The organism is Streptococcus sp. 27098_8_66, assembly GCF_041431945.1.
GTDB classification, from domain to species: Bacteria; Bacillota; Bacilli; order Lactobacillales; family Streptococcaceae; genus Streptococcus; species Streptococcus dentalis.
In genome coordinates, this window is record NZ_JAPVYS010000001.1 from 373,544 (window position 1) to 399,274 (window position 25,731).

General features: G+C 44.2%; 26 protein-coding genes and 1 pseudogene. 2 read left to right on the forward strand and 25 right to left on the reverse strand.

What is annotated here, in order from left to right; translation table 11 throughout:
- Positions 1 to 144: 144 nt before the first annotated feature.
- The 12 genes from O3642_RS01810 to O3642_RS01865 all read right to left on the reverse strand — a co-directional run bounded on the left by O3642_RS01810 (position 145) and on the right by O3642_RS01865 (position 11,544).
- On the reverse strand, positions 145 to 777 hold the full coding sequence (locus O3642_RS01810; protein WP_371605260.1) for a YpmS family protein: 633 nt from the start codon (positions 775 to 777) through the stop codon (positions 145 to 147).
- Positions 746 to 1,588: an SGNH/GDSL hydrolase family protein gene (locus O3642_RS01815; protein ID WP_371605261.1), complete on the reverse strand. Its 843-nt coding sequence runs from the start codon at positions 1,586 to 1,588 to the stop codon at positions 746 to 748. The genes O3642_RS01810 and O3642_RS01815 overlap by 32 nt, the downstream gene beginning before the upstream one ends.
- A 14-nt stretch (positions 1,589 to 1,602) precedes the next feature.
- Positions 1,603 to 2,871, reverse strand: a complete 1,269-nt coding sequence (locus O3642_RS01820; protein WP_049474885.1) for a dihydroorotase — start codon at positions 2,869 to 2,871, stop codon at positions 1,603 to 1,605.
- Positions 2,872 to 2,882: 11 nt separating this feature from the next.
- Positions 2,883 to 3,347: an 8-oxo-dGTP diphosphatase gene (locus O3642_RS01825; RefSeq protein WP_003003493.1), complete on the reverse strand. Its 465-nt coding sequence runs from the start codon at positions 3,345 to 3,347 to the stop codon at positions 2,883 to 2,885.
- 9 nt (positions 3,348 to 3,356) lie between these two features.
- Positions 3,357 to 4,010, reverse strand: coding sequence for a uracil-DNA glycosylase (locus O3642_RS01830; protein WP_023917989.1), 654 nt, complete (start codon positions 4,008 to 4,010; stop codon positions 3,357 to 3,359).
- 130 nt (positions 4,011 to 4,140) lie between these two features.
- Positions 4,141 to 5,643: a glycosyltransferase family 39 protein gene (locus O3642_RS01835; RefSeq protein ID WP_371605262.1), complete on the reverse strand. Its 1,503-nt coding sequence runs from the start codon at positions 5,641 to 5,643 to the stop codon at positions 4,141 to 4,143.
- Positions 5,644 to 5,764: 121 nt separating this feature from the next.
- A complete protein-coding gene (locus tag O3642_RS01840; protein WP_371605263.1) occupies positions 5,765 to 5,908 on the reverse strand; it encodes a hypothetical protein in 144 nt (47 codons plus the stop codon).
- 284 nt (positions 5,909 to 6,192) lie between these two features.
- Positions 6,193 to 6,825, reverse strand: coding sequence for an orotate phosphoribosyltransferase (pyrE, locus tag O3642_RS01845; protein WP_003003338.1), 633 nt, complete (start codon positions 6,823 to 6,825; stop codon positions 6,193 to 6,195).
- A 266-nt stretch (positions 6,826 to 7,091) separates the two neighbouring features.
- Positions 7,092 to 7,784 carry an orotidine-5'-phosphate decarboxylase gene (pyrF, locus tag O3642_RS01850; RefSeq protein ID WP_003003278.1) on the reverse strand — a complete coding sequence of 231 codons (693 nt, stop codon included), beginning with the start codon at positions 7,782 to 7,784 and terminating at the stop codon, positions 7,092 to 7,094.
- A 381-nt stretch (positions 7,785 to 8,165) separates the two neighbouring features.
- Positions 8,166 to 9,104, reverse strand: coding sequence for a dihydroorotate dehydrogenase (locus tag O3642_RS01855; RefSeq protein ID WP_003011934.1), 939 nt, complete (start codon positions 9,102 to 9,104; stop codon positions 8,166 to 8,168).
- A gap of 9 nt (positions 9,105 to 9,113) precedes the next feature.
- Positions 9,114 to 9,920 carry a dihydroorotate dehydrogenase electron transfer subunit gene (locus tag O3642_RS01860; protein WP_371605264.1) on the reverse strand — a complete coding sequence of 269 codons (807 nt, stop codon included), beginning with the start codon at positions 9,918 to 9,920 and terminating at the stop codon, positions 9,114 to 9,116.
- 184 nt (positions 9,921 to 10,104) lie between these two features.
- Positions 10,105 to 11,544, reverse strand: a complete 1,440-nt coding sequence (locus tag O3642_RS01865) for a DUF6688 family protein (RefSeq protein ID WP_371605265.1) — start codon at positions 11,542 to 11,544, stop codon at positions 10,105 to 10,107.
- 243 nt (positions 11,545 to 11,787) lie between these two features.
- Between O3642_RS01865 and O3642_RS01870 the strand changes: the two genes are divergently transcribed.
- On the forward strand, positions 11,788 to 12,696 hold the full coding sequence (locus O3642_RS01870) for a LysR family transcriptional regulator (protein WP_031575788.1): 909 nt from the start codon (positions 11,788 to 11,790) through the stop codon (positions 12,694 to 12,696).
- A 38-nt stretch (positions 12,697 to 12,734) separates the two neighbouring features.
- On the opposite strand, the gene O3642_RS01875 is transcribed toward O3642_RS01870, so the two are convergent.
- The 9 genes and pseudogenes from O3642_RS01875 to rpiA all read right to left on the reverse strand — a co-directional run bounded on the left by O3642_RS01875 (position 12,735) and on the right by rpiA (position 20,446).
- Positions 12,735 to 13,466, reverse strand: coding sequence for an NAD-dependent protein deacylase (locus tag O3642_RS01875; protein WP_371605266.1), 732 nt, complete (start codon positions 13,464 to 13,466; stop codon positions 12,735 to 12,737).
- A complete protein-coding gene (locus O3642_RS01880) occupies positions 13,467 to 14,234 on the reverse strand; it encodes a hypothetical protein (protein ID WP_003003238.1) in 768 nt (255 codons plus the stop codon).
- Positions 14,234 to 14,944 carry a purine-nucleoside phosphorylase gene (gene deoD, locus O3642_RS01885; RefSeq protein WP_070586244.1) on the reverse strand — a complete coding sequence of 237 codons (711 nt, stop codon included), beginning with the start codon at positions 14,942 to 14,944 and terminating at the stop codon, positions 14,234 to 14,236. The genes O3642_RS01880 and deoD overlap by 1 nt, the downstream gene beginning before the upstream one ends.
- A gap of 209 nt (positions 14,945 to 15,153) precedes the next feature.
- Positions 15,154 to 15,867 (reverse strand): gamma-glutamyl-gamma-aminobutyrate hydrolase family protein, encoded by a 714-nt coding sequence (locus O3642_RS01890; RefSeq protein ID WP_371605267.1) that lies wholly within the window; start codon positions 15,865 to 15,867, stop codon positions 15,154 to 15,156.
- Positions 15,864 to 17,096, reverse strand: a complete 1,233-nt coding sequence (locus O3642_RS01895; protein ID WP_371605268.1) for a chloride channel protein — start codon at positions 17,094 to 17,096, stop codon at positions 15,864 to 15,866. Before O3642_RS01895 ends, O3642_RS01890 begins: the two co-directional genes overlap by 4 nt.
- A 4-nt stretch (positions 17,097 to 17,100) precedes the next feature.
- A complete protein-coding gene (locus tag O3642_RS01900; RefSeq protein WP_316599118.1) occupies positions 17,101 to 17,910 on the reverse strand; it encodes a purine-nucleoside phosphorylase in 810 nt (269 codons plus the stop codon).
- Positions 17,911 to 17,922: 12 nt separating this feature from the next.
- Positions 17,923 to 18,468: pseudogene (locus O3642_RS01905) on the reverse strand (DUF1697 domain-containing protein).
- A gap of 1 nt (position 18,469) precedes the next feature.
- Positions 18,470 to 19,681, reverse strand: a complete 1,212-nt coding sequence (locus tag O3642_RS01910; protein WP_371605269.1) for a phosphopentomutase — start codon at positions 19,679 to 19,681, stop codon at positions 18,470 to 18,472.
- Between the two features lie 93 nt (positions 19,682 to 19,774).
- The gene (gene rpiA / locus O3642_RS01915) at positions 19,775 to 20,446 is read right to left on the reverse strand and encodes a ribose-5-phosphate isomerase RpiA (RefSeq protein WP_371605270.1); all 672 of its coding nucleotides are present in this window, start codon (positions 20,444 to 20,446) and stop codon (positions 19,775 to 19,777) included.
- 161 nt (positions 20,447 to 20,607) lie between these two features.
- On the opposite strand from rpiA, the gene mnmE reads away from it, so the two are divergent.
- Positions 20,608 to 21,981 carry a tRNA uridine-5-carboxymethylaminomethyl(34) synthesis GTPase MnmE gene (gene mnmE, locus O3642_RS01920; protein WP_371605271.1) on the forward strand — a complete coding sequence of 458 codons (1,374 nt, stop codon included), beginning with the start codon at positions 20,608 to 20,610 and terminating at the stop codon, positions 21,979 to 21,981.
- 183 nt (positions 21,982 to 22,164) lie between these two features.
- On the opposite strand, the gene O3642_RS01925 is transcribed toward mnmE, so the two are convergent.
- From O3642_RS01925 to O3642_RS01940, 4 genes are all read right to left on the reverse strand, one after another.
- Entirely contained in the window at positions 22,165 to 22,977 is an 813-nt protein-coding gene (locus O3642_RS01925) for a PrsW family glutamic-type intramembrane protease (RefSeq protein ID WP_371605272.1), read from the reverse strand.
- Positions 22,978 to 23,084: 107 nt separating this feature from the next.
- Positions 23,085 to 24,053 carry a DUF6287 domain-containing protein gene (locus tag O3642_RS01930; RefSeq protein WP_371605273.1) on the reverse strand — a complete coding sequence of 323 codons (969 nt, stop codon included), beginning with the start codon at positions 24,051 to 24,053 and terminating at the stop codon, positions 23,085 to 23,087.
- Between the two features lie 287 nt (positions 24,054 to 24,340).
- Entirely contained in the window at positions 24,341 to 24,628 is a 288-nt protein-coding gene (locus O3642_RS01935; RefSeq protein WP_254727664.1) for a hypothetical protein, read from the reverse strand.
- A gap of 345 nt (positions 24,629 to 24,973) precedes the next feature.
- Complete coding sequence (locus tag O3642_RS01940; protein WP_272106810.1) at positions 24,974 to 25,687, reverse strand: DUF6572 domain-containing protein; 714 nt, start codon at positions 25,685 to 25,687, stop codon at positions 24,974 to 24,976.
- Positions 25,688 to 25,731 lie beyond the last annotated feature (44 nt).

Genomic DNA, 25,731 nt, shown 5'->3' on the forward strand with positions numbered 1-25,731 from the left:
GGATCATTCAAACACATCATATAATGAAACTTTCCGCCGTGAGAAAAGTGCTAGAAACACGGATGTTTCTAGCACTCGGAATTATTGAGCCTAAGGAAAGTTTTTAAGATGACTTTGAATTCAATTTGAATAGCCTCTTTCGCCCTACTTCTTCTGATACAAATCAAAAACGATCTTGTCATTATAGAGGTCAATGGTATTGGCCTTGACATAGATTCCAAAGTCATTGTCAATTTCTGGTAATACAATGGTGATAGTAGACTGCTTTGGTGAAATTTGGATAAATTCTGGAATAGTTTTATTCTTGCTCAAGAGCTGCAAAACCATCCTTTGTGGAATTTGAAAGGTTCCGACTGAAAAATCCTTCACCGTCAAGAGAATGTTCCCATTTTCCAATTTGGATGGTTGAAAGTAAATATATAAGGGATACTCCTTCCCTAAGAAACTCAACTGCCCTTCTAATAGGATTTGCTGATTGTCCGCATAGACCTTGTAGTCGGACAGCTTATATTTTTTCAGAAGCGATTTGATGGTGTCATTGAGCTGATCTCGGGTTGTCGTCATGGTTCCAACTTTGACATCTTTGGTGCCAACTGCTTGATGAAGCTGGCTAACATCTTCTCTTGGCGTCGCTAAGCGTCCCTGCACGACTAAAGCAAAGGCTAAGAGAAGGCTGACCAAACCTAAAAATAACCATTTCCAAATATTGATTTTTTGAAGGAAGGGGACCTTCTCTTTGATGGGATTATTTTTGACTCCATGTTTTCTTCGTGGCATTGATTTTCTCCAATATTGCTTGTTTCATCTTTTCATAACCTGTGTTGTTGGGGTGAAAACGATCTTCTTCATACAAGGCATCGTTAGCAATCGTCGCCTTGCCATCACTGACTTCTGACACACCCATTTCCCCGTCGATTCCTTTATACAGGGCATCATTGATCGGAACGAAATAGACCTGATCAAATTGCGCTGTGGTTTCTTCCGTCGTCTCATTCCAACGATCTACAGCCGTCTGGATACTGGTTAATTCAGGAAAATTCAGGTAAAGAGGATTGTAGATTCCCACTACATAAATGGGAAGATGAGGATTGTCCTTTCTGGCCTTTGTAATAATTTCTTTGAGGTTCGCTGTATAATTCTTGAGCGGTTTTTGGATATCTGATAGAGAAAAATCACTCAGATGATCGACAACGACTTTGCGCAGATCATTTCCCCCAACCGTTAAGGTCATGACACGCGCCTTTTTGAGATCCTTCTGAAGGTCTGTTTGCTTCTTGAGCCGATCTAAGATCTGAGCACTTGTATTTCCAGCTACTCCATAGTTGACAGGTTGGTACTGGCCGTCATTTTCATTGGACAAACTTTGGGCAAGGATGGGCACAAAGCCCCCTTGCTTGGTGCTATCCCCTACTCCTTCGGTCAGTGAATCTCCTAGAGCTACATAAGTATAGGTGATTTCTTTCGCAGTCGTTTTGGGCTTGGTCATACGAGGGGACGCAGTTGGTAGCAGAGCACGAAATAGAAAGACAAAGACAAGAAGGCTGGTTAAAAAGAAAACCAAGCCTTGCATCATTTTTTTAAGATTCATATGAATACGATCGCTTATCCTTGAAAAATCACTTGTCCATCACAGATTGTATAAGCAACTTTCCCTTTTAATGTTTCACCCACAAATGGTGAATTGCCAGCTTTTGAAGCGAAATGATCCGATACCAAACGATCTGCTTCTGGATCAAAGATGGTCAAATCTGCCGGTCCATCCACTGCGATATATCCAGCATCAAAATCATAGAGACGTGCTGGATTATAGGACATCTTTTCAAGCAATTGCATCAGGCTTAAATGACCTGCATGCACCAAATAGGTCAAACCAAGAGAGAGCGAAGTTTCAAGCCCAGTCATTCCAGATGGTGCTTTGGTAATATCAGGAACATTCTTCTCATCCGCATGGTGAGGCGCGTGGTCCGTCGCAATCACAGAGATAACGCCTGACTTCAAGCCTTCAATCACTGCTAGACGGTCAGATTCCAAACGAAGAGGTGGATTCATCTTAGCATTGCTTCCTTTAGTCAAGAGCAGACTTTCTGTTTTCGAAAAGTGTTGAGGTGCCACTTCTGCCGTCACATGAGCTCCTAATCCTTGGGCAAATTCCACCACTTTGACACTTTCTTCCTTGGAAAGGTGTTGGATATGGAGGTGAGCACCTGTCGCATGGGCAATCATTGCATCACGCGCAGCCATTGAATATTCGGCTACACCCGTCGCCCCACAGACATGGAAGTGTTCCTTGGCAATGTTCTCATTCAAACCAAGAATGCCATTCAACTCAGGGTCTTCTTCATGCAGACTAATAAAGGTCCCTAGACGCTTAGCCTCTTCCAAGGCTTCACGGACAACCTTAGTACTTTGAAGGGGAATCCCATCATCTGAAAATCCCACTGCACCGGCCTTAAGCAGGCCTTCAAAATCTGTCAGGTGTTGACCGTCAAAGTTCTTAGTCACCGTCGCAACCGTATGAATGTGAAGATTTTCCTTGGCTGCAGAAGCTAAGACTTCCTCTAAGGTCGCAATATCTGAAATGGTCGGATTGGTATTGGCCATCATGACCACTCTGGTAAAACCACCAGCAGCCGCGGCTAAGGCACCCGTATGGATGTCTTCTTTATGAGTTTGACCGGGTTCACGGAAATGCACGTGTACATCGATCAATCCAGGAGCTACAACCAGACCAGTAGCATCAAGGACTTCTTGTCCATCCGTTGGGAGGTTTTCAGCGATCTCTACAATTTTCTTTCCTTCAATGCGAAGATCACAGACTTGATCCAAGCCAGTTTTGGGATCCATTACGCGACCATTTTTAATGACAACCATTGCATTCTCCTTTATTCATAAAAATCAACATGCGACTCTAACAAGCGGTCGCCGTCATAGCGAAACATTGCTGAAAAGAAGGGTTTATCCTCCAACAACCACTCGACAAAGGTGTGGTCCCCTTCCCAGGTTGGTTTTGAGAGGACTTGATCATAAGGCACCCACTCCAAGGTTCCTTCGTTACACTCGATCAGTTCTCCTTCAAAATCTGTTACCTTGAAGACATAGGTGTACCAGTCCAAATCTGGAGTAAACTCTGGAAATGTAATGATCCCTTTCAAGACTGGCTTGGCTCTAAGGCCCGTCTCCTCAAAAATCTCACGCGCAGCACACTCCTGTGGGGTTTCTCCGCGTTCTAATTTTCCACCAACTCCGATCCATTTACCTTCATGGACATCATTGGGCTTTTTATTGCGATGCAACATGAGAAATTCTTTCCCATTGTCAATGTAACAAATCGTTGCTAATTGTGGCATTTCTTTCTCCTATCTTAACCAATCAATCGGCTCACGTCCCGCCTCTTTCAAAAATTGATTGGTTTTTGAAAAGGGTTGGGAACCAAAGAATCCTCGGTAGGCCGATAAAGGACTTGGGTGAGCTGATTCAAGGACCAAATGTCGATCGTGGGTAATCAGCGGCTTTTTCTTACGGGCATAAGATCCCCAGAGTATAAAGACAACTGGCTCCTCCAACTCATTGACCACCTTGATCACAGCATCTGTGAAAGGCTCCCAAATTTGTCCTGCATGACCATTAGCCTGACCAGCTGGAACCGTCAAACAGGCATTGAGCAAGAGCACCCCTTGCTCTGCCCAAGAGGTCAGATCATGCGACCGCTTCTCTCCAATATCTGAGCGTAATTCTTTAAGAATATTTTGCAAAGAAGGCGGCGCTGGTACATGATCTGGAACAGAAAAACTTAAGCCCTGCGCTTGATCCGGTCCATGGTAGGGATCTTGGCCTAAGATCAAGACCTTGACCTGATCCATCTCTGTCGTCTGCAAGGCCTTAAAGACCTTGTCACGCGGTGGATAAACCACTCCTTTGCTGTAGACTTCATTCATAAAGTCATTGATCTGGTGAAAATACCCTTCTGGAAGATGGGACTTGATGGCTTCATGCCAGGGTGAATGCTGCATGGAAACTCTCCGCTATCCAATAAATTCTTACCTTCCATTATACCACATTTGGTGCAGAACTACTGGATAAAAAAGAGGCTGGACATTTTTGTCCAACCTCTATTGCTGCCTGTCAAACAAGCCAGAGCTTTTATGTATTTTCCTTCTTGGTAAATCCTGCTAGACCGATCGAAGCGACTAGTAAAATTTGCGGTAAGAATTGAATGAGGTAGCGGGTCTTCCCGCCTTCAAAGATGGTTAAGAAGAGCAAGCCACCAAAGACCGCTAAGGAAAGGAAGTTAAAGTCATCTGTATCTCGACGTTTGAAATAAGCCCCAACCAAACCAGCCGATAGAACGATCCAGATCACCTGCTTCACAAATTCATAATACTTGTATTGCGGGCGATCAATGCTAAGGAAATAGGTCCGCACCCATTTTGCCAGACCATTATTTTTAGTCAGGGGTGCATAGAGAGGGTTAATCAAAGGCGTCTTCTCATACTCTACATCTCGGTACAGCCAGCCAAGGGTTCCTTCTGCTACCGTCAAGGATTGCTTGTAGTAGATATGACCGATCAAACCTAAAGGTCCATATTCCTTGAGACGGCGCTTGATTTCTTTGATCACATTTTCCTTTTTAAAGAGGCCATTGTTGTAATCTGAGCGCTTGTCCTCATCGATATAGGCCAACAATCCCTCTTTCATATCTTCTTGGTTATGACCCATATCCGTCAAGCCCAGATTGATAAACAAGAGCGGTCCTTTAGCCAACCCTTCTTGTTTCAAGATCGGTACAACTGTTTGATGATTGACCGCTGTATTCAATCCTGCAAAGACAAAGCCTGTCATCATGACTGTCACCGTAGCAATCTTGCCAAAGGCCTTCCAATTTCCTCTGAAGAAGAGCACAGCCCAAAAGGCAATCATGACAATAATCGTCGTTGGACGGATCAACATGGTCACGCCAGATAAGATTCCCAAGCCAACATTCTTCTTCCAGGAGCCTGCTTGATCTTCCTTCAAGAGATCCAAGGCCCACCACAATTGAAGAGCAATCAATGGAAGAGGCGGAATGTCCGTGTACATGGAATAGAAATACGGCGAGTAACAGATCAAGCTCACATAGAAGAGATAGACCAGATCAGCTGTTTTTTGATTGAAATGCTTCTGAGACAGCTTATACAAGAGGACTGCTCCCAGATTAACATAGAGGATATTGAGAGCCTGCATGACCCACAGACCGCTAGAGCCAAATAAGACATAGAAAAACTTCTCGTAAAGAAAGAGCGGAATGTTATTGGGATTGCGACTGAGGTAGTTGGTGATAGAGGATTGCTTAAGAAGATCAAATGCCCCTTTGAAAACAACTGCGGCATCCCGACGGATAAAGAGCTCCGCACAGACCATGACAATCAACTGAAAGAGAACCGCTCCAAGCAAGAAGCCTTTTTTGTGTCGGGTCAACCAAGCAAAGGCACTCTTTAGCCCATCGCGTTTCAGCCAGGCTAGCAGAAATAGCAATCCAGCACCTAAAATGGCTAGCCATGAAATCTCTCTCAGATAGATCACACTAATCAAGAACCAGTGGACCATCACTAGCAACATGACAACATGAAGCATCCCAAATAGAATACGTTTACTTTTCGATAACATAGGTCCATTATATCAAAAAAACAGCATTTCTGCTGTTTTGGGGTGATCATCAACTGTAAAATGGTAATTATGGATACATTCATTTTATCCAACCAATTTTTAACTATTAACCTTAACTAACCTAAAACACTAGGATTAAAATACATACTAACCCAAGATAAATTCCAACCGTTAGAATCATTCCGATTTTATAAAAACCGACTAAGCCGGCATATCGTTCGACAAAACCAATCTGTGGGTCGACTGGATTATAAAAGAATGTCATGGGAGACCCGATTGGGAATATCATCCGCAAATCCAGATTTTTGCCGGCTCCAAGAATATAGGTACTATCGAAAACATTGGCCTGCCTAGATTTGGAAGAAGTCTCCCTAAAATAAGCATAGGTGAATGTCTTTTGGTATCTTTCTCCCCCCGACTTGATACTCCACCACAGGCAGGGAAATAGGCAATTACTACTATCATACCGGATTTTACTTTGAATTTCAAGTTAACCACCAACTAGTGAAAAGAGTATAAAAAAGAAGCGTTAGAAACGCTTCCGTCCTATTATTTATTTTGCCAAGTTTCTTGGTTTTCCTTGAAACGGTGCAACAACTCTAAACCTTCAGAAGTGATGTAACCTTGTTCTTCTGCCAAATGAATCAATTCAGTATAGTTAGACAAGGTTTCAAGTTGAACGCCAGCTTCCGCAAATTTCTTATCGGCTTTCTCCAATTGGTAGGTAAAGATGGCTACGACACCAAGAACGTCCGCCCCTTCACGCTTGGCAGCTGCGACGGCATCCAAGACAGATCCACCAGTAGAAATCAAATCTTCCACTACGACCATCTTTTGGCCTTGTGGTACACGGCCTTCGATTTGATTACCAGCACCGTGGTCTTTTGGTTTGCTACGAATGTAGGCAAATGGCAAATTCATCTTGTCCGCAATAATCGCACCGTGAGGAATCCCTGCAGTTGCAGTTCCTGCAATCACTTCTACTTCAGGGAAAGCTTCCTTGATTTTATCTACAAATCCATTTTCGATCAAGGTACGAGTTTCTGGATAAGCAAGTGTTACACGGTTATCTGTATAAATTGGGGACTTGATCCCAGATGCCCAAGTAAAAGGTTCTTCTGGTTTCAAATAAACCGCTTCGATTTTCAAAAGATGGCTAGCAATATCTTTAGCTAATGACATGACGACTCCTTTTTACGATTTTAATCATATACGAATTAAATAAATTATTAGTTTAAACAACAACATTACAGGTTAGTGAATGCGTTAGGGAAGGCCCTATCAGGCTTCCCGTACAGCTACAAAAAATCCCACTTTTAGTAGCGATTGGTATTCCGACGATTTAGAGGATAAAACGATTATTTTTATCCTCTAAATCTAGTGAATGCGTTAGGGAAGGTCCCATAGGACTTCCCGTAGAGCTACAAAAGTTTCACTTTTAGTAGCTCTTACGCATTCCACTGTCTCTTAATTTCATGGTAAGCGTCCCATGGGTTTTCTGCTTGGATGATTGGACGTCCAACGACAATATAGTCAGAGCCGATTTTATGAGCTTCTTGTGGCGTCATGACCCGTTTTTGGTCACCGATTTCAGCTCCAGCTGGACGAATCCCTGGTGTCACACAGACAAAATCTGATGAAGTGGCATCCTTGATCAAGGCCACTTCATGGGCTGAGCAGACAACCCCGTCCAAGCCAGCTTCTTGGGCCTTGCGAGCATAATTGACTACTGATTCTTGGACCGTTGTTTGGATGTTTTGGCAATCACGCATGTCTTCTTCACTGGTAGAAGTCAGCTGGGTCACGGCTACCAATTTAGCTCCTTCACCAAGAGCTGCCTTGGCTTCGCGCATCATCTCTACACCACCAGCTGCATGTACCGTCACCATATCTACTCCGAAGGTACCGAGTACAGACATGGCTGATTTGACTGTATTTGGAATATCATGTAATTTTAAATCAAGGAAAATGCTGTGCCCAAGCCCTTTGAGATAATGTACAATTTCAGGACCAACTGCATAGAAAAATTCCATTCCGATTTTTACAAATAATTTTTCGTCTTCTGGAAAATGCTCTAAGAAGTGTTTGACATCCTCGAAAGCTGGGAAGTCAAGGGCGATAATAGGACGTTCTTCACGCATGGATTACTCCTTTTTATGATTGATCATTTTGTTCACAAAAAAACCTTGCCCGAGGCAAGGTTACACGAAAATTAGGTAAGAACAACTACCATGATTCACCGTCTAGACCTTAGGAGCCTCTCTGGACTACTTTAAAGGTTTTTCTACATTGTAGTACGATATTAAAGAAAAGTCAAGAAATAATCGCAAAACATTCGGATTCAATCCGTCTTTTTTTAATTTTATTAGAATGAGTTCTAAATTATGAAAAAAAACTTGACAGATAATCTTTTTTCCTGTATAATACTTAATATGCTGAGTAAGGGTTGTTTAAAGTTGTTACTTACTCAGTAGCCTGTTGGGGTTGTTGCCAACAGGCATTTTTTGTTGTCTTGATGATCTTTAAAGTAGATTTTCCCGTACATGTTTTCGGAAGTTCTCAAGGGTATCAATCCCATAGTGATCCATGACTTGTGGCAGATCTTCGATGATGGTTGGACAAGCATAAGGATCGGTAAAATTAGCGGTTCCAACTCCAATCGCAGAGGCTCCTGCAATCATCATTTCAATAGCTGCTTCTGCTGAATCCACACCTCCCATTCCGATAATCGGAAGTTTAGTGGATTGAGCAACCTGGCGGATGAGTTTTAATGCAACTGGGAAAACGGCTGGACCCGACATGCCTCCGGTTCCATTGGCAATGATGGGCTTACCAGTCTTGAGGTCAAACCGCATCCCGACCAAGGTATTGATCATGGTTAAGCCGGTCGCTCCTGCATCCTCTGCTGCTTTTGCGACCTGCGTGATGTCTGCCACACTAGGCGTTAACTTAACATAGACAGGGACTGAGGATGCTTCTACCGCTGCTTTCACAGCCGCATAGGCCAACTCAGGAACCTGCCCGATTAAGAGACCATTGTTCCCATGGTCTACATTTGGACAAGAGATATTGAGCTCAATCGCTTTGACATTTGGCGCTTGCGAGATCTTCCTAGATACCGTTGCATACTCTTCGTTGGAGAAGCCAGCTACGTTGGCAATAATCGGTAGCTCCGGATAATGTTGGGCCAACCAAGGAAGTTTTTCCGCCAGAACTACGTCTACACCTGGATTTTGGAGGCCAATGGCATTGAGCATGCCTGCAGGAGTCTCAGCGACACGGGGCGTCGGATTACCAAAACGGGCCTCCGCAGTTGTCGCCTTGATCATGATGGATCCAAGCAGGTCTAAGTCATAGTATTTGGCATATTCCTGACCAAAGCCAAAACAGCCAGATGCCGGAATAATCGGGTTTTTCAAGTCTAAACCAGGTAAGGATACGGCTAGTCGATTTGCTGTCATAAGGTCCTCCTACATCACAATCGTTCCGGTTTCAAAGACCGGTCCGTCTTCACACACGCGCTTATTAGCTGCTTGGCTTTCATTTTCCAGATGCACTACACAGGCGTAGCAAGCCCCCATCCCACAAGCCATACGCGATTCCATAGAAATGTAAGCTCGGGGATGATCATGGAATTTGGTATTGACATATTTGAGCATGCCTGGTGCTCCACAAGAATAGATAGCGTCAAACTCCTGGTCCATCTGTTCAACGACCGTAGAGACATAGCCCTTAGTGCCATAAGTCCCATCGTCTGTCGTTACAGTGACATGAGCAACCTTAGAAAGCTCTTCTTCCAAAATGACGGCTTCTTTGGTCGCAAAGCCGACAACCACTTCAACTTCCACCCCTTGCTCATGGAGTTGTTTGGCCACTTGGACCAAAGGAGGAACACCGATCCCGCCACCAATGATCAAGGCTTTCTGACCTTGGCCGAGATTGGTGAGATCAAAGCCATTTCCCTGAGGTCCCATCACGCTGAGTTTGCTACCGATTGGCAATTGGGAAAAGATAGCTGTCCCCCCACCTTCGATGCGGTAGATCAAGCGACACGTCTGTGTCTTACGATCAATCTCAGAAATTGAAATCGGACGGCGAAGGAGCTTGGACCCATCAGGGACGCGGATATGAAGGAATTGACCTGGTAGCATTTGCGCCACCATTTCTCCCTTCAGGATCATAGAATAGATGCGCGGAGCGATCTCTTCTTGAGCAACTAGCTCCATCTCCTCCATCATGATGTTGCCAAAGCGTTTTTTACAACTGTCACTGACCATTGGTTTCCTCTTCTTTCTTTCAGCAAAAAAGACCTCGCAAAAGCAAGGCCCTACAAATGATCAGCTAGACTCCGTCTGCTGATCTTTTTTCTGTCTTTCCTTGCAGGCCTCTCTGGACCTCTTAAAGGTTAAATTTGTCTCATTATATCGCGCTCCTTCTCGCTTGTCAAGTAAAATCAGTAACTCAGGAAACTTTACGGGGGTCAAAATCTTCTGGGATCGGTTTGATGTATTGCATGGCGATTCGGTTTTCAGGTTTGCGGTCGACCAAGTAGAGAACCAACAAGAAGATCCATTCCAGGGGCTTCATCAGATAGTAAATGACATCCATGGCCCATTTCTTCTTGATATGTTTGGCAAAGGGATAGCCATAGCGGTCGTAATTGCGACGCAAGAAGCGATGGAATCGCGGCGTCTTTTCTTCTAACACCTGCTCAAAGGCATTGGCAATACAGAGCTGGCGATTGACGACAACCGGATGGCCGTGACGGACCCCCATCCGCTGTGGTTTGACAACTGTTTCATGACCACCAGCCGCAACCGTACAGAGATAATGCTCATCAATGATGAGATTCTGAGGAGGGATCTTTTGGGAAAAGGCCCAGTCTGCTGTATTGGTCCAGGCGTTGATCATAGAATCTGGTTGTTGGCCAAATAGCATGAGGATGAGAACGACAAGAGCCAGGGTTGGTAAAGCGACAAGGACTGCTAGCCATGGCCAGTTGCGTGACTTGTGTAAAATCTGATGGAAATACTGAAGCAGGCCATTTTCATAGGTGATTTCTGTTCGATCTTCCTGCCACTCCTTAATACGAACCCACAAAAGATTGATGGAATAGATCAGTAAGAAAAAGGTGTGAAAACTTGCTACCTGAAGTTGGCTATCAAAAACTAAGAGGAGAACCACTCCTCCTAGAATGCCACTGATGCAGAAGACGTTTGCCAGCGGAGAGAGGGAATTAGCATCTCGGTAAGAATAGATGATCAAGGATAACAAGGTGAGCGCTGCAAGGGTGAAGAAGGTTGGATAGGCACCCGACCAGATCAAGGCGTGTTTCTGCGAATTGATCAACCTTTCACTCCAATCGTAAAAACTCATATCTTTCACGATGAAAATGAAAATTGATTCGAGAAGACAGCCAAAGAGACCAAACCAAAGAACGATTGTTGGCTGTTGCTTCTTCTTTTTGACAGGCTTATTACTTGAAGTCTCTTGCCTTTCTTTCATTTCTAATGAGGCATCCTTTTCTATCAGCTCTTCGCCCTTGACTGGTCCTCTATCTTCAAACAGATCTGGATCTTTGAGAGCTTCTTCCTCCGCTTCTTTGAACTGGATGCTAGACCACCGACCGATCCCATAGATAATGACAAAAATATTGGGGACAAAGAGGGCCAGAGTCAAACCGTAAGGAAAAATCTCTATCGTAAAGGATAAAATTGCAAAAAAACTAAATTGAACCACTGAGTCCGACAGAGCATAGAGCGACTCACGAATGACAAAATAGATGTAAAAGGCCAATAGAATCAGGGCATTGGTCACAAAATTGATCTGTAACAGGCCGGCTGTAAAATGCGTCTCCAAATCCTTATCCTTTTTCTTATACCAGGAAACGAGTTTTTTCATAAGATCTCCTCAATCCATTTTTTACCATTCTATCAAGCAGCTCACCCCTTAAGCAAGGCAAAACTGTATTTTTCCATCAAAATCAGTCCCCAGATGGAGATTTTGTTTCCAATTTTCTATTTTTTATATATTTGATCTAGCCTACTTCCTATTACCTCCCTCACCCTGCGTTATTTTCTGATACAGTCCTTGAAAAACCACATTTTACGGGAAAAACGCGCTCTTTTATGTTAAAATAAAAGCATGAGAATACAACAATTACAATACATTATCAAAATCGTCGAAACCGGCTCTATGAATGAAGCCGCAAAACAACTCTTCATCACGCAACCTAGCCTTTCCAATGCCGTCAAGGACTTGGAAAATGAGATGGGGATTGAAATCTTTATCCGGAATCCTAAAGGGATCACTTTAACCCGCGATGGGATGGAGTTTCTCTCTTATGCCCGCCAGGTGGTGGAGCAGATCGACCTCTTGTCCGAGCGCTATAAAAATCCTGTGGGTTCTCGTGAGCTTTTCAGCGTCTCTTCACAGCACTATGCCTTCGTGGTTGAGGCCTTCGTTTCACTATTGAAGAAAAGCGACATGGAAAAATACGAGCTCTTCCTACGGGAGACGCGGACTTGGGAGATCATCGATGACGTCAAGAATTTCCGAAGCGAAGTTGGCGTACTCTTTTTAAATAGCTACAACCGGGATGTCCTCTCTAAGATGCTGGATGATAATCACCTGATTGCCACCCACCTCTTTACAGCGCAACCTCATATCTTTGTCAGCAAGAGCAACCCTCTTGCCAAGAAAGAGATCGTTCACTTATCTGATCTGGAAGATTTCCCATACCTTAGCTATGACCAAGGAACCCACAACTCCTTCTACTTCTCAGAAGAGATCCTCTCGCAAGAGCATCATAAGAAATCCATCGTCGTCAGTGACCGGGCTACCCTCTTTAATCTCTTGATTGGTCTGGATGGCTACACCATTGCGACCGGAATTCTCAACAGCAATCTCAACGGAAATAACATCGTCTCCATCCCCCTTGATATCGAAGACCCGATCGAGCTGGTCTACATCAAACATGAAAAAACAGCCCTCTCAAAAATGGGAGAAAAATTCATCGAGTACTTGCTTGAGGAAGTGAAGTTTGATAAGTAAAAAAATATCTGAGTGATCCATGTTCACTCAGATATTTTTTATTGTCTTAATTGTGAAAATACTTCCCCAATTTTTTCTTCGATAACTAGGTCTGCTTGCTTGTCTTGTGGGATACTGGTTTTATTGATGACAACCAGCTTCTTCCCTTGGAAATACTGGATCAAGCTAGCTGCTGGGTAGACCACGAGAGAGGTACCGCCGATAATCAGGAGATCAGCCTCTTTGATGGCTTGGGCTGCTTGACTAAAGACCCCCATATCGAGAGGTTCCTCGTAAAGAGTCACATCAGGCTTGACCACCTTGCCGCAGTCCAGACAGTGTGGAACCGGGCCTTCTAAAGCTAGAAAGGACTCCAAATCATAAAATCGCTGGCAATCCGTACAGTAATTGCGGTCGGCATTGCCATGGAGCTTCAAAATTTTTTTAGAACCAGCCATTTCATGGAGACTATCAATATTTTGTGTCACCACTGCCTTGAGCTTACCGGTCTCTTCAAGCCGAGCCAGATACCGATGGGCTGCATTGGGCTTGGCATCTGGGTATAGCAAGTACTTCTTATAAAAGTCGAAAAAGTCCTCAGGATAACGCTCAAACATGGTATGGGAGACCAATTGTTCAGCTGTCAAATGCCGCCCTACCTGAACACTATAGACACCGTCTGAACTTCGAAAATCTGGAATATTTGACTCCGTGGAAACTCCTGCCCCACCGAAAAACACGATCCGATGACTCTGATCAATCATCTCCTGTAGTTGAGCAATCTTATCCATCTACTTCTCCTTTAGTAGCTCTTCCATCACAGCATTGGCCTGATCAAAATAAAAGTTAGCTTGATCATAATGGATGCCTGTGTAGCTTGCAAGGTCAATCAAATTCTTCATAAAATCCTGAGAAGAGAAACCCGTCGTCCGATGGAGCTCTTCTTCATCAAAAGGCTTGATCAAGTGTGCCAAGGGATTGCGAACTGATTTTTCTAACTCCCGCAATTGTTGGGCCGCAACTTTGACGCTATCTGGCAAATCCAACTGCACAATCAACTCCGTCAAACTGGACGAATTGACCACACTTTCGCTGTGGAATTGCTGCAGGATAGGGTTGTCGGACGCATGCAGGCTCTCAAACTTCCAACGGTCATAACTCGATTCTTTGGAGTTATGAATATAGTTTGTTATGTCAGGAATTTTCAACTGAATCAATCGCATAAAGATCCGATAGATGGCTGGGCTAACGGCACGAACAAAGTCAATAATCTGCTCATTTCGCAACTTCGCCTCGAGATCATAGAGGTAGTTGGCCAACTGCTCATCTTCTGGATCTTCATGCCAAAAAAGCTGAAAACCAGTCGCCTCTAGCAACTCGGTTCTCAACTTTTGATTCATGACGGGTTGGATATTGAGCTCTCGACGCTCCGCCATTAACTGTAGTAAACTTACCAACAAATCCGGTACTTCTTCCTGCTGCTTGATAGAGCGCAGAGCACGGCTGTAGTGATAATTTTGGAGATCGTAGAGCCATTCATCATGAAGGAATTTTGCCATTAGTCTGCAATCAAGGTCTCAAGACCAACTTTCATCATGTCTGTGAAAGTAGTTTGACGTTCTTCAGCAGTTGTGTCCTCATCTGGATTGACCAAACTGTCTGAAATAGTCATGATGGCAAGCGCATCAACATGGTGTTGAGCAGCAAGATAGTAAAGGGCTGCTGCTTCCATTTCTACAGCTTTCACACCCCACTTACCAAGCTCAATATTCTTTTCACCATAGTTTGAATAGAAGACATCTGATGACAAGACATTTCCGACGTGAGTCGTCATGCCAAGGTCTTTGGCAATGTGGTAAGCCTTATCTAAAAGATCAAAGCTAGCGATTTGAGGGAAATCGTATTGAGGCCAGTCGTTGCGGATGATGTTTGAGTTGGTTGCAGCTGCTTGTGCCAAGACCAATTCACGAACATGCACATCCTCATTCAAAGAACCAGCCGTTCCCACACGGATCAATTTCTTCACGCCATAGTCGACAATCAACTCACGCGCATAGATAGAGATGGATGGCATCCCCATCCCAGTACCCATGACAGAAACACGGTGACCCTTGTAAGTCCCTGTGTAACCAAACATGTTACGGACTTCGTTGAAGCAAACAGCGTCTTCAAGGAAATTCTCAGCAATAAATTTCGCACGAAGAGGATCCCCAGGAAGAAGAATTTTATCAGCAATTTCACCCTGCTTAGCAGCAATATGGATAGACATAATTAAGATATAAAGGGCGACAGAGAACAAAGTAAAAATATGAAACTGACGATGCATCGCAGATGCTAGACAGTTTATCTTTTTTACACAGTTCTCCGCCCGTATTCAGTTCAGCGAATACGGTTAACCCATCCTTTCTTTTTTTATTGAGTAATTAGGAGAGCTTTCCGCTCGTGTTCAAATCAGAACACATGCTCTACCTTTCTTTTTTATTTTGTTAATGAGTCCAAAAATGCATAGAGTTTAGCATTCATTTCTCGATAATCGTAAACACAAATGGCTTCAGGTTCTTGAACAAAGGTCAGGTTTTGACTTTGTTCTTCCAAAACATCTTCACCGTCTGCAGCAATCAAGAGATCGACTGCTTCTGGATCAAATTCTAAGTGGGCTTGGAAGGCATAGTGTTTAGGACTGAAGCGAATCATCTGACGTGGACACCCTTGACTGGTCGCAAGAACGACAGCATCTTCTGTCAATCCTGGCATATCGCCATGCCAGTGGCCGGTTTCAAGAATTGCTCCAAACTCACCGACATGTGGATCTGTTAGTCCTTCAGGCGTCAAGGTCACAGGATAAACCCCAATCTCACGTTCCGGACTGTGGTCATACTTCGCACCATAGGCAACAGACAGGAGCTGGGCACCCAGACAGACCCCAATAATATAACGTTCTGCCTTGATGGCTTTTTGAATCAACTCGATCTCTGCCTGAGGATCGTAGTATGGAAAAGCTTCTCGATCTTCATCTGGCGATTGAGGACCTCCCATCACAATTAAGAAGTCAATCTCATCCACTGTCTCTGGTAAGGCTTCATTCTCATAGACTTTGGTCGTGGTCACTTGATGGCCACGCTCCTGTGCCCATTTTAGATAAGCACCCGGCACTTCAAAAGTTTCATGCAGTACAAAATGTACCTTCATCATTTCTTCTCCCATCTCTTTCGAATCACATAAGACAGACCAGCCACAAGCACAAGCGGGATAGTCAAATTCCAAGCTTGGCCTGTAAATCCAAGGCTCAGGGCAATGGCTGTCAGAGGAGCTTCTAGGGTCGTCCCTAAAAAGACTGTCGCTCCAAGTAGCATCCCTAGAGCAAGATCCAGATGAATCCCAAGGACTGTCAAAAGCAAGGTCACTAGATAGCCAGAGCCAATCCCTAAAGCAAATGATGGTGTCAAAGTTCCCCCATAGGCACCATTGCGCAAGAGGAGATAAACCAGAAGCCCCTTCACTGCAAGAGTCAGTGGAAGATAAGGAATCGACTGGCTAGACAAGAGGGCTTGCGCCAGTACCTGGCCATTTCCCATAAAGATAGGGAAAAAGGCTACTAGGCTCCCCAGCACTAGAAAGGCTAGAGGAAGAGACCAAAGAATCGTCCTATCCTTCCGCCGTTTGTGACTAGCCCGCTTGGCTAGGAAAGCAAAGACCAGAGCCAAGGGAGTGACCAAGAAAGCAATCACAATAGCCTGTAAGAAGCTGCTAGCTGACCATGAAACTGCGGACAGGTGATAAATGGCCTCCTGACCAACGATGGACTGAGCGACCCAGGTGGCCAGATAAGTACTGGTCAAAACAAGTAAAAAGTTCTGCCAACTGTAGGCGAGTCCTAAGGTCTCAAAGACAAATAAGCTACTGGCAAAGGGGACCTGATAGACCGCAGCCAAACCAGCTCCAGCCCCACAGGCGATCAAGACTTTTCGCTCTTTGAGAGCTAGTGAGAATCCCTTCGCCAAGCGACCAGCTAGAAGAGCCCCGACCTCACGTGGGGCTCCTTCTTTTCCGACCGATGCGCCTGCTCCGACAATTGCCACCTGCATCCCTGCATGAAGGAGGTGGGCTAAGGGCGCTGGTTCCCTGTCTCCAGCTAAGTCAATTTGCTGGCGAATAGACAGGATCTTATAACGTCTTTGCAGAACATACCAGAAGCCAGCTGCCAAGCACCCAGTCACACACAAAACCAGAAATCTACGGAGACCTCCTGCTGCTTGAAATTGCTGGAGCAAATCGGAACTAGCTTGGCCAAAGGCCAGCCCTTGCACCCCTTCTAGTAGATAATGACAGGCAATTCCGACCAGACCTGTCCCGATCCCTAATGATAAGGTGGCTAGAAGCAACCTCAGCCCGTAGGGCAGACTTTGGAGTCGTGCTTTCATTGGATTAGAGTTCAGCAAGGATCGCTTTTAGCAAACCTTTGAAGTCGCCTTTGACGCGCTCTGTCACTTCTACTACTTCTTCGTGGTTGAGCTCTTCTTGGAAACCAGCCGCAAAGTTGGTAATACATGAAATACCAAGAACCTTCAAGCCAGAATGCGCTGCAATGATGACTTCCGGAACAGTTGACATACCGACAGCATCTGCTCCAAGTGTCTTATAAGCACGGATTTCAGCTGGAGTTTCGTAGGTAGGACCAGTCACACCGATATAAACCCCATCATCCAACTTGATACCCAATTTGTCAGCCACTTTATGAGCTGTCTCCCGGTATTCAGGTGTGTAAGCTTTTGACATATCAGGGAAACGTGGACCAAAGTCATCCAAGTTTTCACCGATCAATGGGTTTTGACCAGTCATATTGATGTGGTCTGTGATGGCCATCAAAGTACCAGGACCAAATCCGATACCACCAGCAGCGTTGGTAACAAGAACCCCTTCACAGCCCAAAACTTTCATGACACGAACTGGGAAAGTCACCACTTCTAGTGGGTTTCCTTCGTAGAAGTGGAAACGTCCTTGAAGGGCCAAAACCTTGCGTCCAGCAAGCTCACCATAAACCAATTTACCAGCATGGCCGACAACCGTTGAACGACCCCAGTTTGGAATTTCAGAGTAGTCAACTACGACTGGATTTTCGATTTCTTCAGCCAGTTCTCCAAGACCTGATCCAAGGATCAAGCCAAACTCAGGTGCTTCCATTCCTTTGCCTTTCAAAAAAGCAGCTGTTTCATTGATTTTTGCTAATAATGTCATTGCATATCTCCTTTATGATTTCCTTAAAAATTGGCCAATTTTGTCAAATGTATTGGCATTGCGAATGGTCAACAGACGGTAATCCGGTATCTTGAGGACTTGTCTGTGGTAAGCGGTCTTTGTATAGGTTTCTTCTGAGTATTTGCCCCAGTAGATCCCAAGGCTTCCACGATGGATGATTTCATCACCGAGTGAAAAAGAGGAGACCAGCTCCCAGACAGCATCCTGATTGAGGCCTTCTGTGTAAAAGAGAACATCCTTGCGGGCCAGATCCTCCTGCCACCAGTCTGGTAGAGTAGCGAGATCTTGCGCATAGTCCTCAGCTGAAAAGAGAGAAAAAGACTAGATAAAGGGATAGTGATCACGAAAGAAATGTCCCAGCAAATCTACCAATTCTGCTTTAGAAGCAGCAGATTCAAAGAAGATATTGCCACTATTGATGTAGGTCTCTACCCCATACAGCCCGATCGTTTGAAGCTCCTCTCGAAGTTCTGCCATCACGACCTTGTTTTTCCCGCCAACATTGATCCCTCTTACGAGGAGAGCGAAGCGTGTCATCTTAGTTCAATTTGTCTAAGAAGCTTTCACCGATCATGGCTTTTTCAACACCAAAGTTCTCTGCAATTGTCGCAGAGATATCAGAGAAATGTCCGACTGGAATCACACCATTACCCTTTAAGGATGGGCTATAAGCCAAGAATGGGATGTATTCACGCGTATGGTCTGTACCAGCGTAAGTTGGGTCATTTCCGTGGTCTGCCGTGATCATCAATAGGTCATCTTCACGCATCGCTGCAATGATTTCTGGCAAGCGTTGGTCAAATTCGTGCAAGCAATCGCGGTAGCCGTGGGCATTGCGACGGTGACCGTAAAGAGCATCAAAGTCTACCAAGTTGGTAAATGAGAACCCTTCTTGGAACTCAGGAAGTCCCATGGTCTTAATCAAGGTATCCATACCGTGGCTATTTGATTTGTTGTGGCCCATATCGTGGTTGATACCAGCTCCGTTGAAGATATCGTTGATCTTACCAACTGCATAGGTATCGATCCCCGCTTCGTTCAACTTATCCAAAACAGTTGGCGCAAATGGTGAAACAGCTAAATCACGACGGTTGGCTGTACGTGTGAAGTTGCCTGGTTCCCCAACATAAGGACGAGCAATGATTCGACCAAGAAGAGCTGGACGTTCCAAAGTGATGGAACGAGCGTATTCACAGATACGGTACAACTCATCCAAAGGAATGATGTCTTCGTGAGCAGCGATTTGAAGCACAGGGTCTGCTGATGTATAGATGATCAACTCGCCAGTTTCCATTTGACGTGGTCCAAAGTCATCAATGACCGCTGTACCAGAATAAGGTTTGTTGGCTTCACGGATGACCTTACGTCCTGAGAATTCTTCAATCTTTGTAATAATTTCTTCAGGGAAACCATTCCAGAAGGTATCAAACGGTTCTGTAATGTTGAGCCCCATGATTTCCCAGTGACCAGTCATGGTGTCTTTCCCAAGAGAGACTTCTTGCAATTTTGTCGCATAGCCAGTTGGGTTGTTTTCAGCTGGCACCGTCTTCAATGGGACTTCACGAGGAATATTTCCAAGACCGATTTTGGCCATGTTTGGTACATTCAAGCCGACGGTTTTAGAGATGTGGCCCAAAGTATCAGATGCGCCATCTGGAACTCCTGCATTGACAAAGTTATTGGCATCTGGTGCAGCACCGATCCCAACTGAATCCAGCACAACTAAGTGCATGCGTTTAAATTTTGACATATACTGCCTCTTTCCTTTATTAAACTAGCTATATTATACCATATCCCTATAAGAAGAGAGCCGTTGATAGATCCGGACCCTCTTTAGAGAAACCTATTTTTCAATGATGACAGGGCCATCTGGTGTCCCTACAATCACTTTTGAAATCATGTTCAAGAATAAACCGTGCTCGACAACCCCGACGGTGTGATCCAGTTCATTGGCCAGAGCATCCGCATCCTTTATCACCTTGAGGTCCAAGTCAATGATAAAGTTGCCTTGGTCGGTTACAAAACGTTGATCATCCGCGTGACGGAAATCAGGATGGTAACCCTTTTGCTCAAAATGACGGAAAAGATTTTCAGCCCCGTATTGCACTACTTCCACTGGAAGTTTGAATGCCCCAAGAGTTGCGACTTGTTTGGATTCATCCACGATCCAAATGCAATCTTTTGAATTGGTTGCGACGATTTTTTCCATGAGGAGAGCCCCACCGCCACCTTTGATCCCGTTCAATTGAGGATCCACTTCATCTGCGCCATCCACTGTCACATCGACCACTTCGACATCGTCGATAGCCTTGAGCGGGATGCCTAAACTTTCAGCCTGATCATAGGTCACACTCGACGTTGTGACAGCTGTGATCTGCAAGCCTTCTTCTTTGATGCGACGACCCAATTCAGCCACAAAATAATAAGCAGTTGACCCTGTACCGAGACCGACAATCATGCCGTCTTTGACAAACTCAGCCGCCTTAATTCCTACCTGTTCTTTTAGGTTTACCATCATAGACCTCCTTTTATATTCTCTTACAGTATAGCATATTCTGTAAGAGATTTCACTAATTATTTGAAAACCTTTCCAGTTTTAGTTCTAAAAGCAAAACCTTGCCCGTCCGCTGACTTTACGATAGAATAGAGATGAATCTACAGGAAAAGAGAAATGACATGATTACTAAAGAATTTGATACTATTGCTGCCATCTCGACCCCTCTCGGTGAGGGGGCGATCGGGATCGTCCGCTTGAGCGGGACAGACAGCTTTGCCATTGCGCAAAAGATCTTCAAAGGGAAAGATTTAAGCAAGGTCGCAAGCCACACGCTCAACTACGGTCATATCGTAGATCCAGATAAGGACGAGATTCTCGACGAAGTCATGGTTGGAGCTATGCGCTCGCCGAAGACCTTTACCCGTGAAGACATCATCGAGATCAATACCCACGGCGGGATTGCCGTAACCAATGAAATCCTGCAATTGGTCATTCGTGAAGGCGCTCGATTAGCTGAACCTGGTGAATTTACCAAGCGGGCCTTTCTGAATGGTCGGGTCGATTTGACCCAGGCTGAAGCCGTCATGGACATCATCCGCGCAAAGACCGACAAGGCTATGAACATCGCCGTGAAACAACTCGAAGGTTCCCTGTCTGACCTGATCAACAACACGCGCCAAGAGATCCTCAATACCCTGGCCCAGGTTGAAGTCAATATCGACTATCCTGAGTACGATGATGTCGAAGAAGCAACCACTGAGATCATCCGTGAAAAGACCAGTGAATTTGAAGCCCTCTTGACCAATCTCCTCAAGACTGCCCGTCGCGGTAAGATCTTGCGTGAAGGGATTTCTACTGCTATCATCGGTCGTCCAAACGTCGGCAAGTCCAGCCTCCTCAATAATCTTCTTCGCGAAGAAAAAGCCATTGTTACCGATATCGAAGGGACCACCCGTGACGTTATCGAGGAATACGTCAACATCAACGGCGTTCCCCTCAAACTAGTCGATACAGCTGGTATCCGGGAAACCGAAGACATCGTTGAGCAGATCGGTGTCGAACGGTCGAAAAAAGCCCTCAAGGAAGCTGATCTAGTCCTCCTCGTCCTCAATGCTAGCGAGCCCTTGACCGATCAAGATCGCCAACTCCTTGAGATCTCACAAGATAGCAACCGCATCATCCTCCTCAACAAGGTCGACCTCCCAGAGAAGATCGAAATCGACCAACTGCCAGAAGATTACATCAAGATTTCCGTTCTGAAAAATCAAAACATCCATCAAATCGAAGACCGGATCAACGCCCTCTTCTTCGAAAACGCTGGGCTGGTTGAGCAAGATGCGACTTATCTTTCTAATGCTCGTCACATCTCCCTCATCGAAAAAGCTGTTGAAAGCCTGCAAGCGGTCAACGAAGGCTTGGCCCTCGGTATGCCGGTAGACCTGCTTCAAGTCGATCTCACCCGCACCTGGGAAATCCTCGGAGAAATTACAGGAGATGCTGCTCCAGATGAGCTCATTACCCAACTCTTCAGCCAGTTCTGTCTTGGTAAATAAATCTATTTTAAGATCCTATACTCTTAGAGACTTTTCTCACGGCGGAAAGTCTCAAATATTTCTTTCAAAATAGAATTAAGTTTACAGCTATAGGATCACTCAGTTTATACAAAAGTAGAAAAACAATGTGTCCAAAATAACAAAAATGCGTATGTGTGCAAACATACGCATTCTTTTTTGGTTTTATTTTCCTTGTTCTAATCGCTCGACGGTTTGATATGCTTGGTAGATCAGGAAGAGCCCAGTAGCATTCAAGACTGGAATCGCAATCGGCAACTCGGTCACGATTTGTGAGAAGGGTGAATTGCCAACAAAATGGAGTCCAAAACCAGCTACTAAGTATCCCCAGCCTGCTAGACGTAAATCCTTGCGTCCTCTGCTTGCTTGGACAATTAGGAAGAGCCCTAGCATAACAAGTCCTGTGTAGACCCAGTGAGACATGGGCGCATTGGCCACACGACCGAGAATCCCTGACACCGTGTAAGAGAAACCTTCCGGCAAGTCCTGACGGATATAGGCAAAGTCCTCCACGATCTGGAAACCAAGACCAGAGGCAATAGCCAAAAGGAAGATCGATTTGAGGCGACGGACGCTGAACAAATAGAGGACAAAGAAGATTGGAATCAACTTAAAGGGTTCCTCAAAGAGAGGCGCAGCGATGGCACTCTCGTACTGGTTCCAAAAGTCGCTATTTGGAGCGATCGCTTGAATCATGTCATGGAAATAGGTATTGGCAAAGCTAGACAACCAACCGGCAACAAAGCCCCCACCTAATAGAGAAAAGAGAACCGGTACCCAAGACAACTTCCACTTCTTAGCAAAATGAAAGAGGGCCCAGACAGCAGGAAGCGCATAAACCAAGAGGATCAAGGTTGAAAGTCCCACAATCCCGTACTGGCTACCAGACATCCAGCCTTCTGTCAGTGATTGGGTCTCATAGGCCAGCCCAATCGTTAGCAAGAGTAAATAGAGAAACAAAATCGATTTGCGTTTCATAAAAGACCTTTCTATAGTGAAATGAAAAAGGCTGGAAGACCAGTCTTTTCCGTGTAGTATCATTGTAACAGGATCAGCTTAAAAAAACAATAAAATCACCCAGCAATTTACTTCAGTACCGCAAGAATTTGACGAATCAAATAAGGATCTCCATCTGGCAAAGTCACCGTCTCCGCATGGTCCAAGATTCCTTGGGTAAATTGCGTCATAAACTCCTCACTATTGAGTTCATCCGCAGACTGTTGCCAGTGGCTCGGTACAGGATAGATCGTCACCGTCCCATCACCATTGGATGCATAGGTCACATGACCTTCTGCAGAAATTGGTGTAAACAACTGACGAACATCTTTAGGATAGTCAACTCCTAACCCACCAAAGTAAATTTTTGTACCAGCACTCTTTTCATTAATACTCAATTCTGTCGGTACAGACTTGATCACATAAGCCCAGACACGCGCAGCTTCAACCTGAGCAGCGGTGTAGCCTGGATAATCATTCTTATCCGCCTTCTTCGAAGATTTAACCTCGCTATCCGGGCGAGTATTCCACTTCTTGGCCTTACTCATCTTAGACGTACTACTGCTATCATCTGTATCTACTTGCTCCCGATCTTTCGGTTGCTCTTTCTTGCGATAGTAGAAATTGTCATCATCGCCATAAGCCGGTGACTGACCAGCCCAGACCCGATCCTTAGACTTATCCGAAGCATCGTCTTTGCCAGCTTTCTGACCTTTTGGAAGGAGCAAGAGACCGTAGCCTCCAACACCCGACTTGGCACTAACCGTCATCTCAGCGATCTGGTCCTTCTGCTTGAAGCTCGATGCATCAAGCTCAACATCCTCGCTGACCAAACCCTTGTCATCAAAGACCAGCTCATTGCCACGACCATCGATCCAAGTCCCCTTGATACTCGAGTAGTCCTTAGCCTTGATGGCTTTCAAATCCATACCAGACTGTTTCTTTTCCGAAGTGCTGGTCTGCTTGGTATCCGAACTCTTAGGCGACACCGTCCTATGAGGACGACCGCAGGAAGCCAAGACCAAAGCAGAAAGCACAATCACAAAACCCTTTTTCATATCAATCTCCCTTCACACACCTACTATTTTAGAAAAATAAGAAAGGAGAGTCAAAGAAAAAGAGGAGGGGGAGAATAAATTAATGACATAAAAGTCTGTAAAATTATGATTTGAATTTCTAAAGAAAAAGAAGCTCAATATATCGAGCTCCTAGACCATCATTTTTTGTTTTTCTTGTTTTGGAATCATTCGAAAGAACACAGCTCTAAAACAAGGAAACATTGATACTATCAACTCCACACATCCTACATAGACAGTTTCCCTTATTTTTTTAATATGCTTCAAAACTATATCTTGTACAAATTATTTAATCTTTCTAACTCTAATACATTCATACATACTTCTACTCCAGTACCTACCCCCTTACTATGAATAATTCCACAAGAAAACACAATCCTATCCTTACTCAAAATATTTGACAATACTACAAATGATTCCAAAACATAATTCTCTATAGTAATAAAACAATTATTTTCATCTTTAAAAAACTTTATAAATCCAATATCCTTACACCTATCACCCAAATGAAACCTAAGTGATTTTAAAAAATAATCAAAAAACACATCTCTCTCCATAGAAAACCCCTTCATTTTTAAAATATTCTGTTATATCATAAAAAAATAAGTTTTAGGACCATTCGAAACAACACGGCTCTAAAACGTCAACACTCTGTCATAAGTGAACTACTCCCCAAAAGTTAGACAGAAAAAATCTAACTTTTGGGGTGCAGTTCAACTGTCAGTTTTATCTTTTCTATCTCTGTCCCCTGCCGAAATATAAAATATGCTTAGAAAGCCTATTCTAATAGGCTTTTAGAAAATTTTGGTCTACTTTTTAGCTATCTTATTTTTTGACTGACCTTCGCTTTAATATTTTTTATCCCTCATAAATTGATTAATTTTATTCTTCTTAGTTGTTCTTTACTCCGGCAATTCCACCTTCAGGCTCATAACCGTCGGTTGTAATACTTTCTGAACAGCCGCGAGAAAGGCCAAACCGTTATCAGATGGGGAATATTGGAAAGTAATATGGATAACTTTTTTATCAAACTTATCGCCATATCTATCCACATATTGCTTGCTTTCGAGGAAGTAGATATAGTTATTGAGTTTTTCTTGCAGAATTTCCAGATGGACTGCTTCTATCTCTTCCTGCCAGCCGACTGAATCCACCAGAAGAAGCTCTAAATGATTATCAACTATACCAATAGCGTCAAGTTCGCTAGGTTCTAGTTCTGAAACAATAGTTTTTTTTACAAGAGCTTTAAACTCTTCAACATCAAACAACTCACGTTGATCTTCTATATTTGGTAGCATAGTTTCAGGATGATTACGTATATAGTTTCTATCAATATCATCTTGCTTACTTAAGGGCCAGTGCCCTGTTTCGGCATAAATCATCACCTCATATGCTTCCCTAGAAGATTGAAATGCTTTATCCATTAGTTCCTTAGTAATGGGATAGCATACTTCTGAGCCCATAGCTCCTCCAACTTCTTTAAAGAAGCTAATTTCGTAATAACCATCTGTTTCATATACAACAAATCCATCGCCTCTATGTACAATCGTATTGGAATGATTATAATCATCTAACTCATCTGCCTTTGGCCAAAGATGATGTTCACAATAAAACATTACTTCTAAAGCATCTTTTTCTGATTTTGAAACACGTTCTGCTA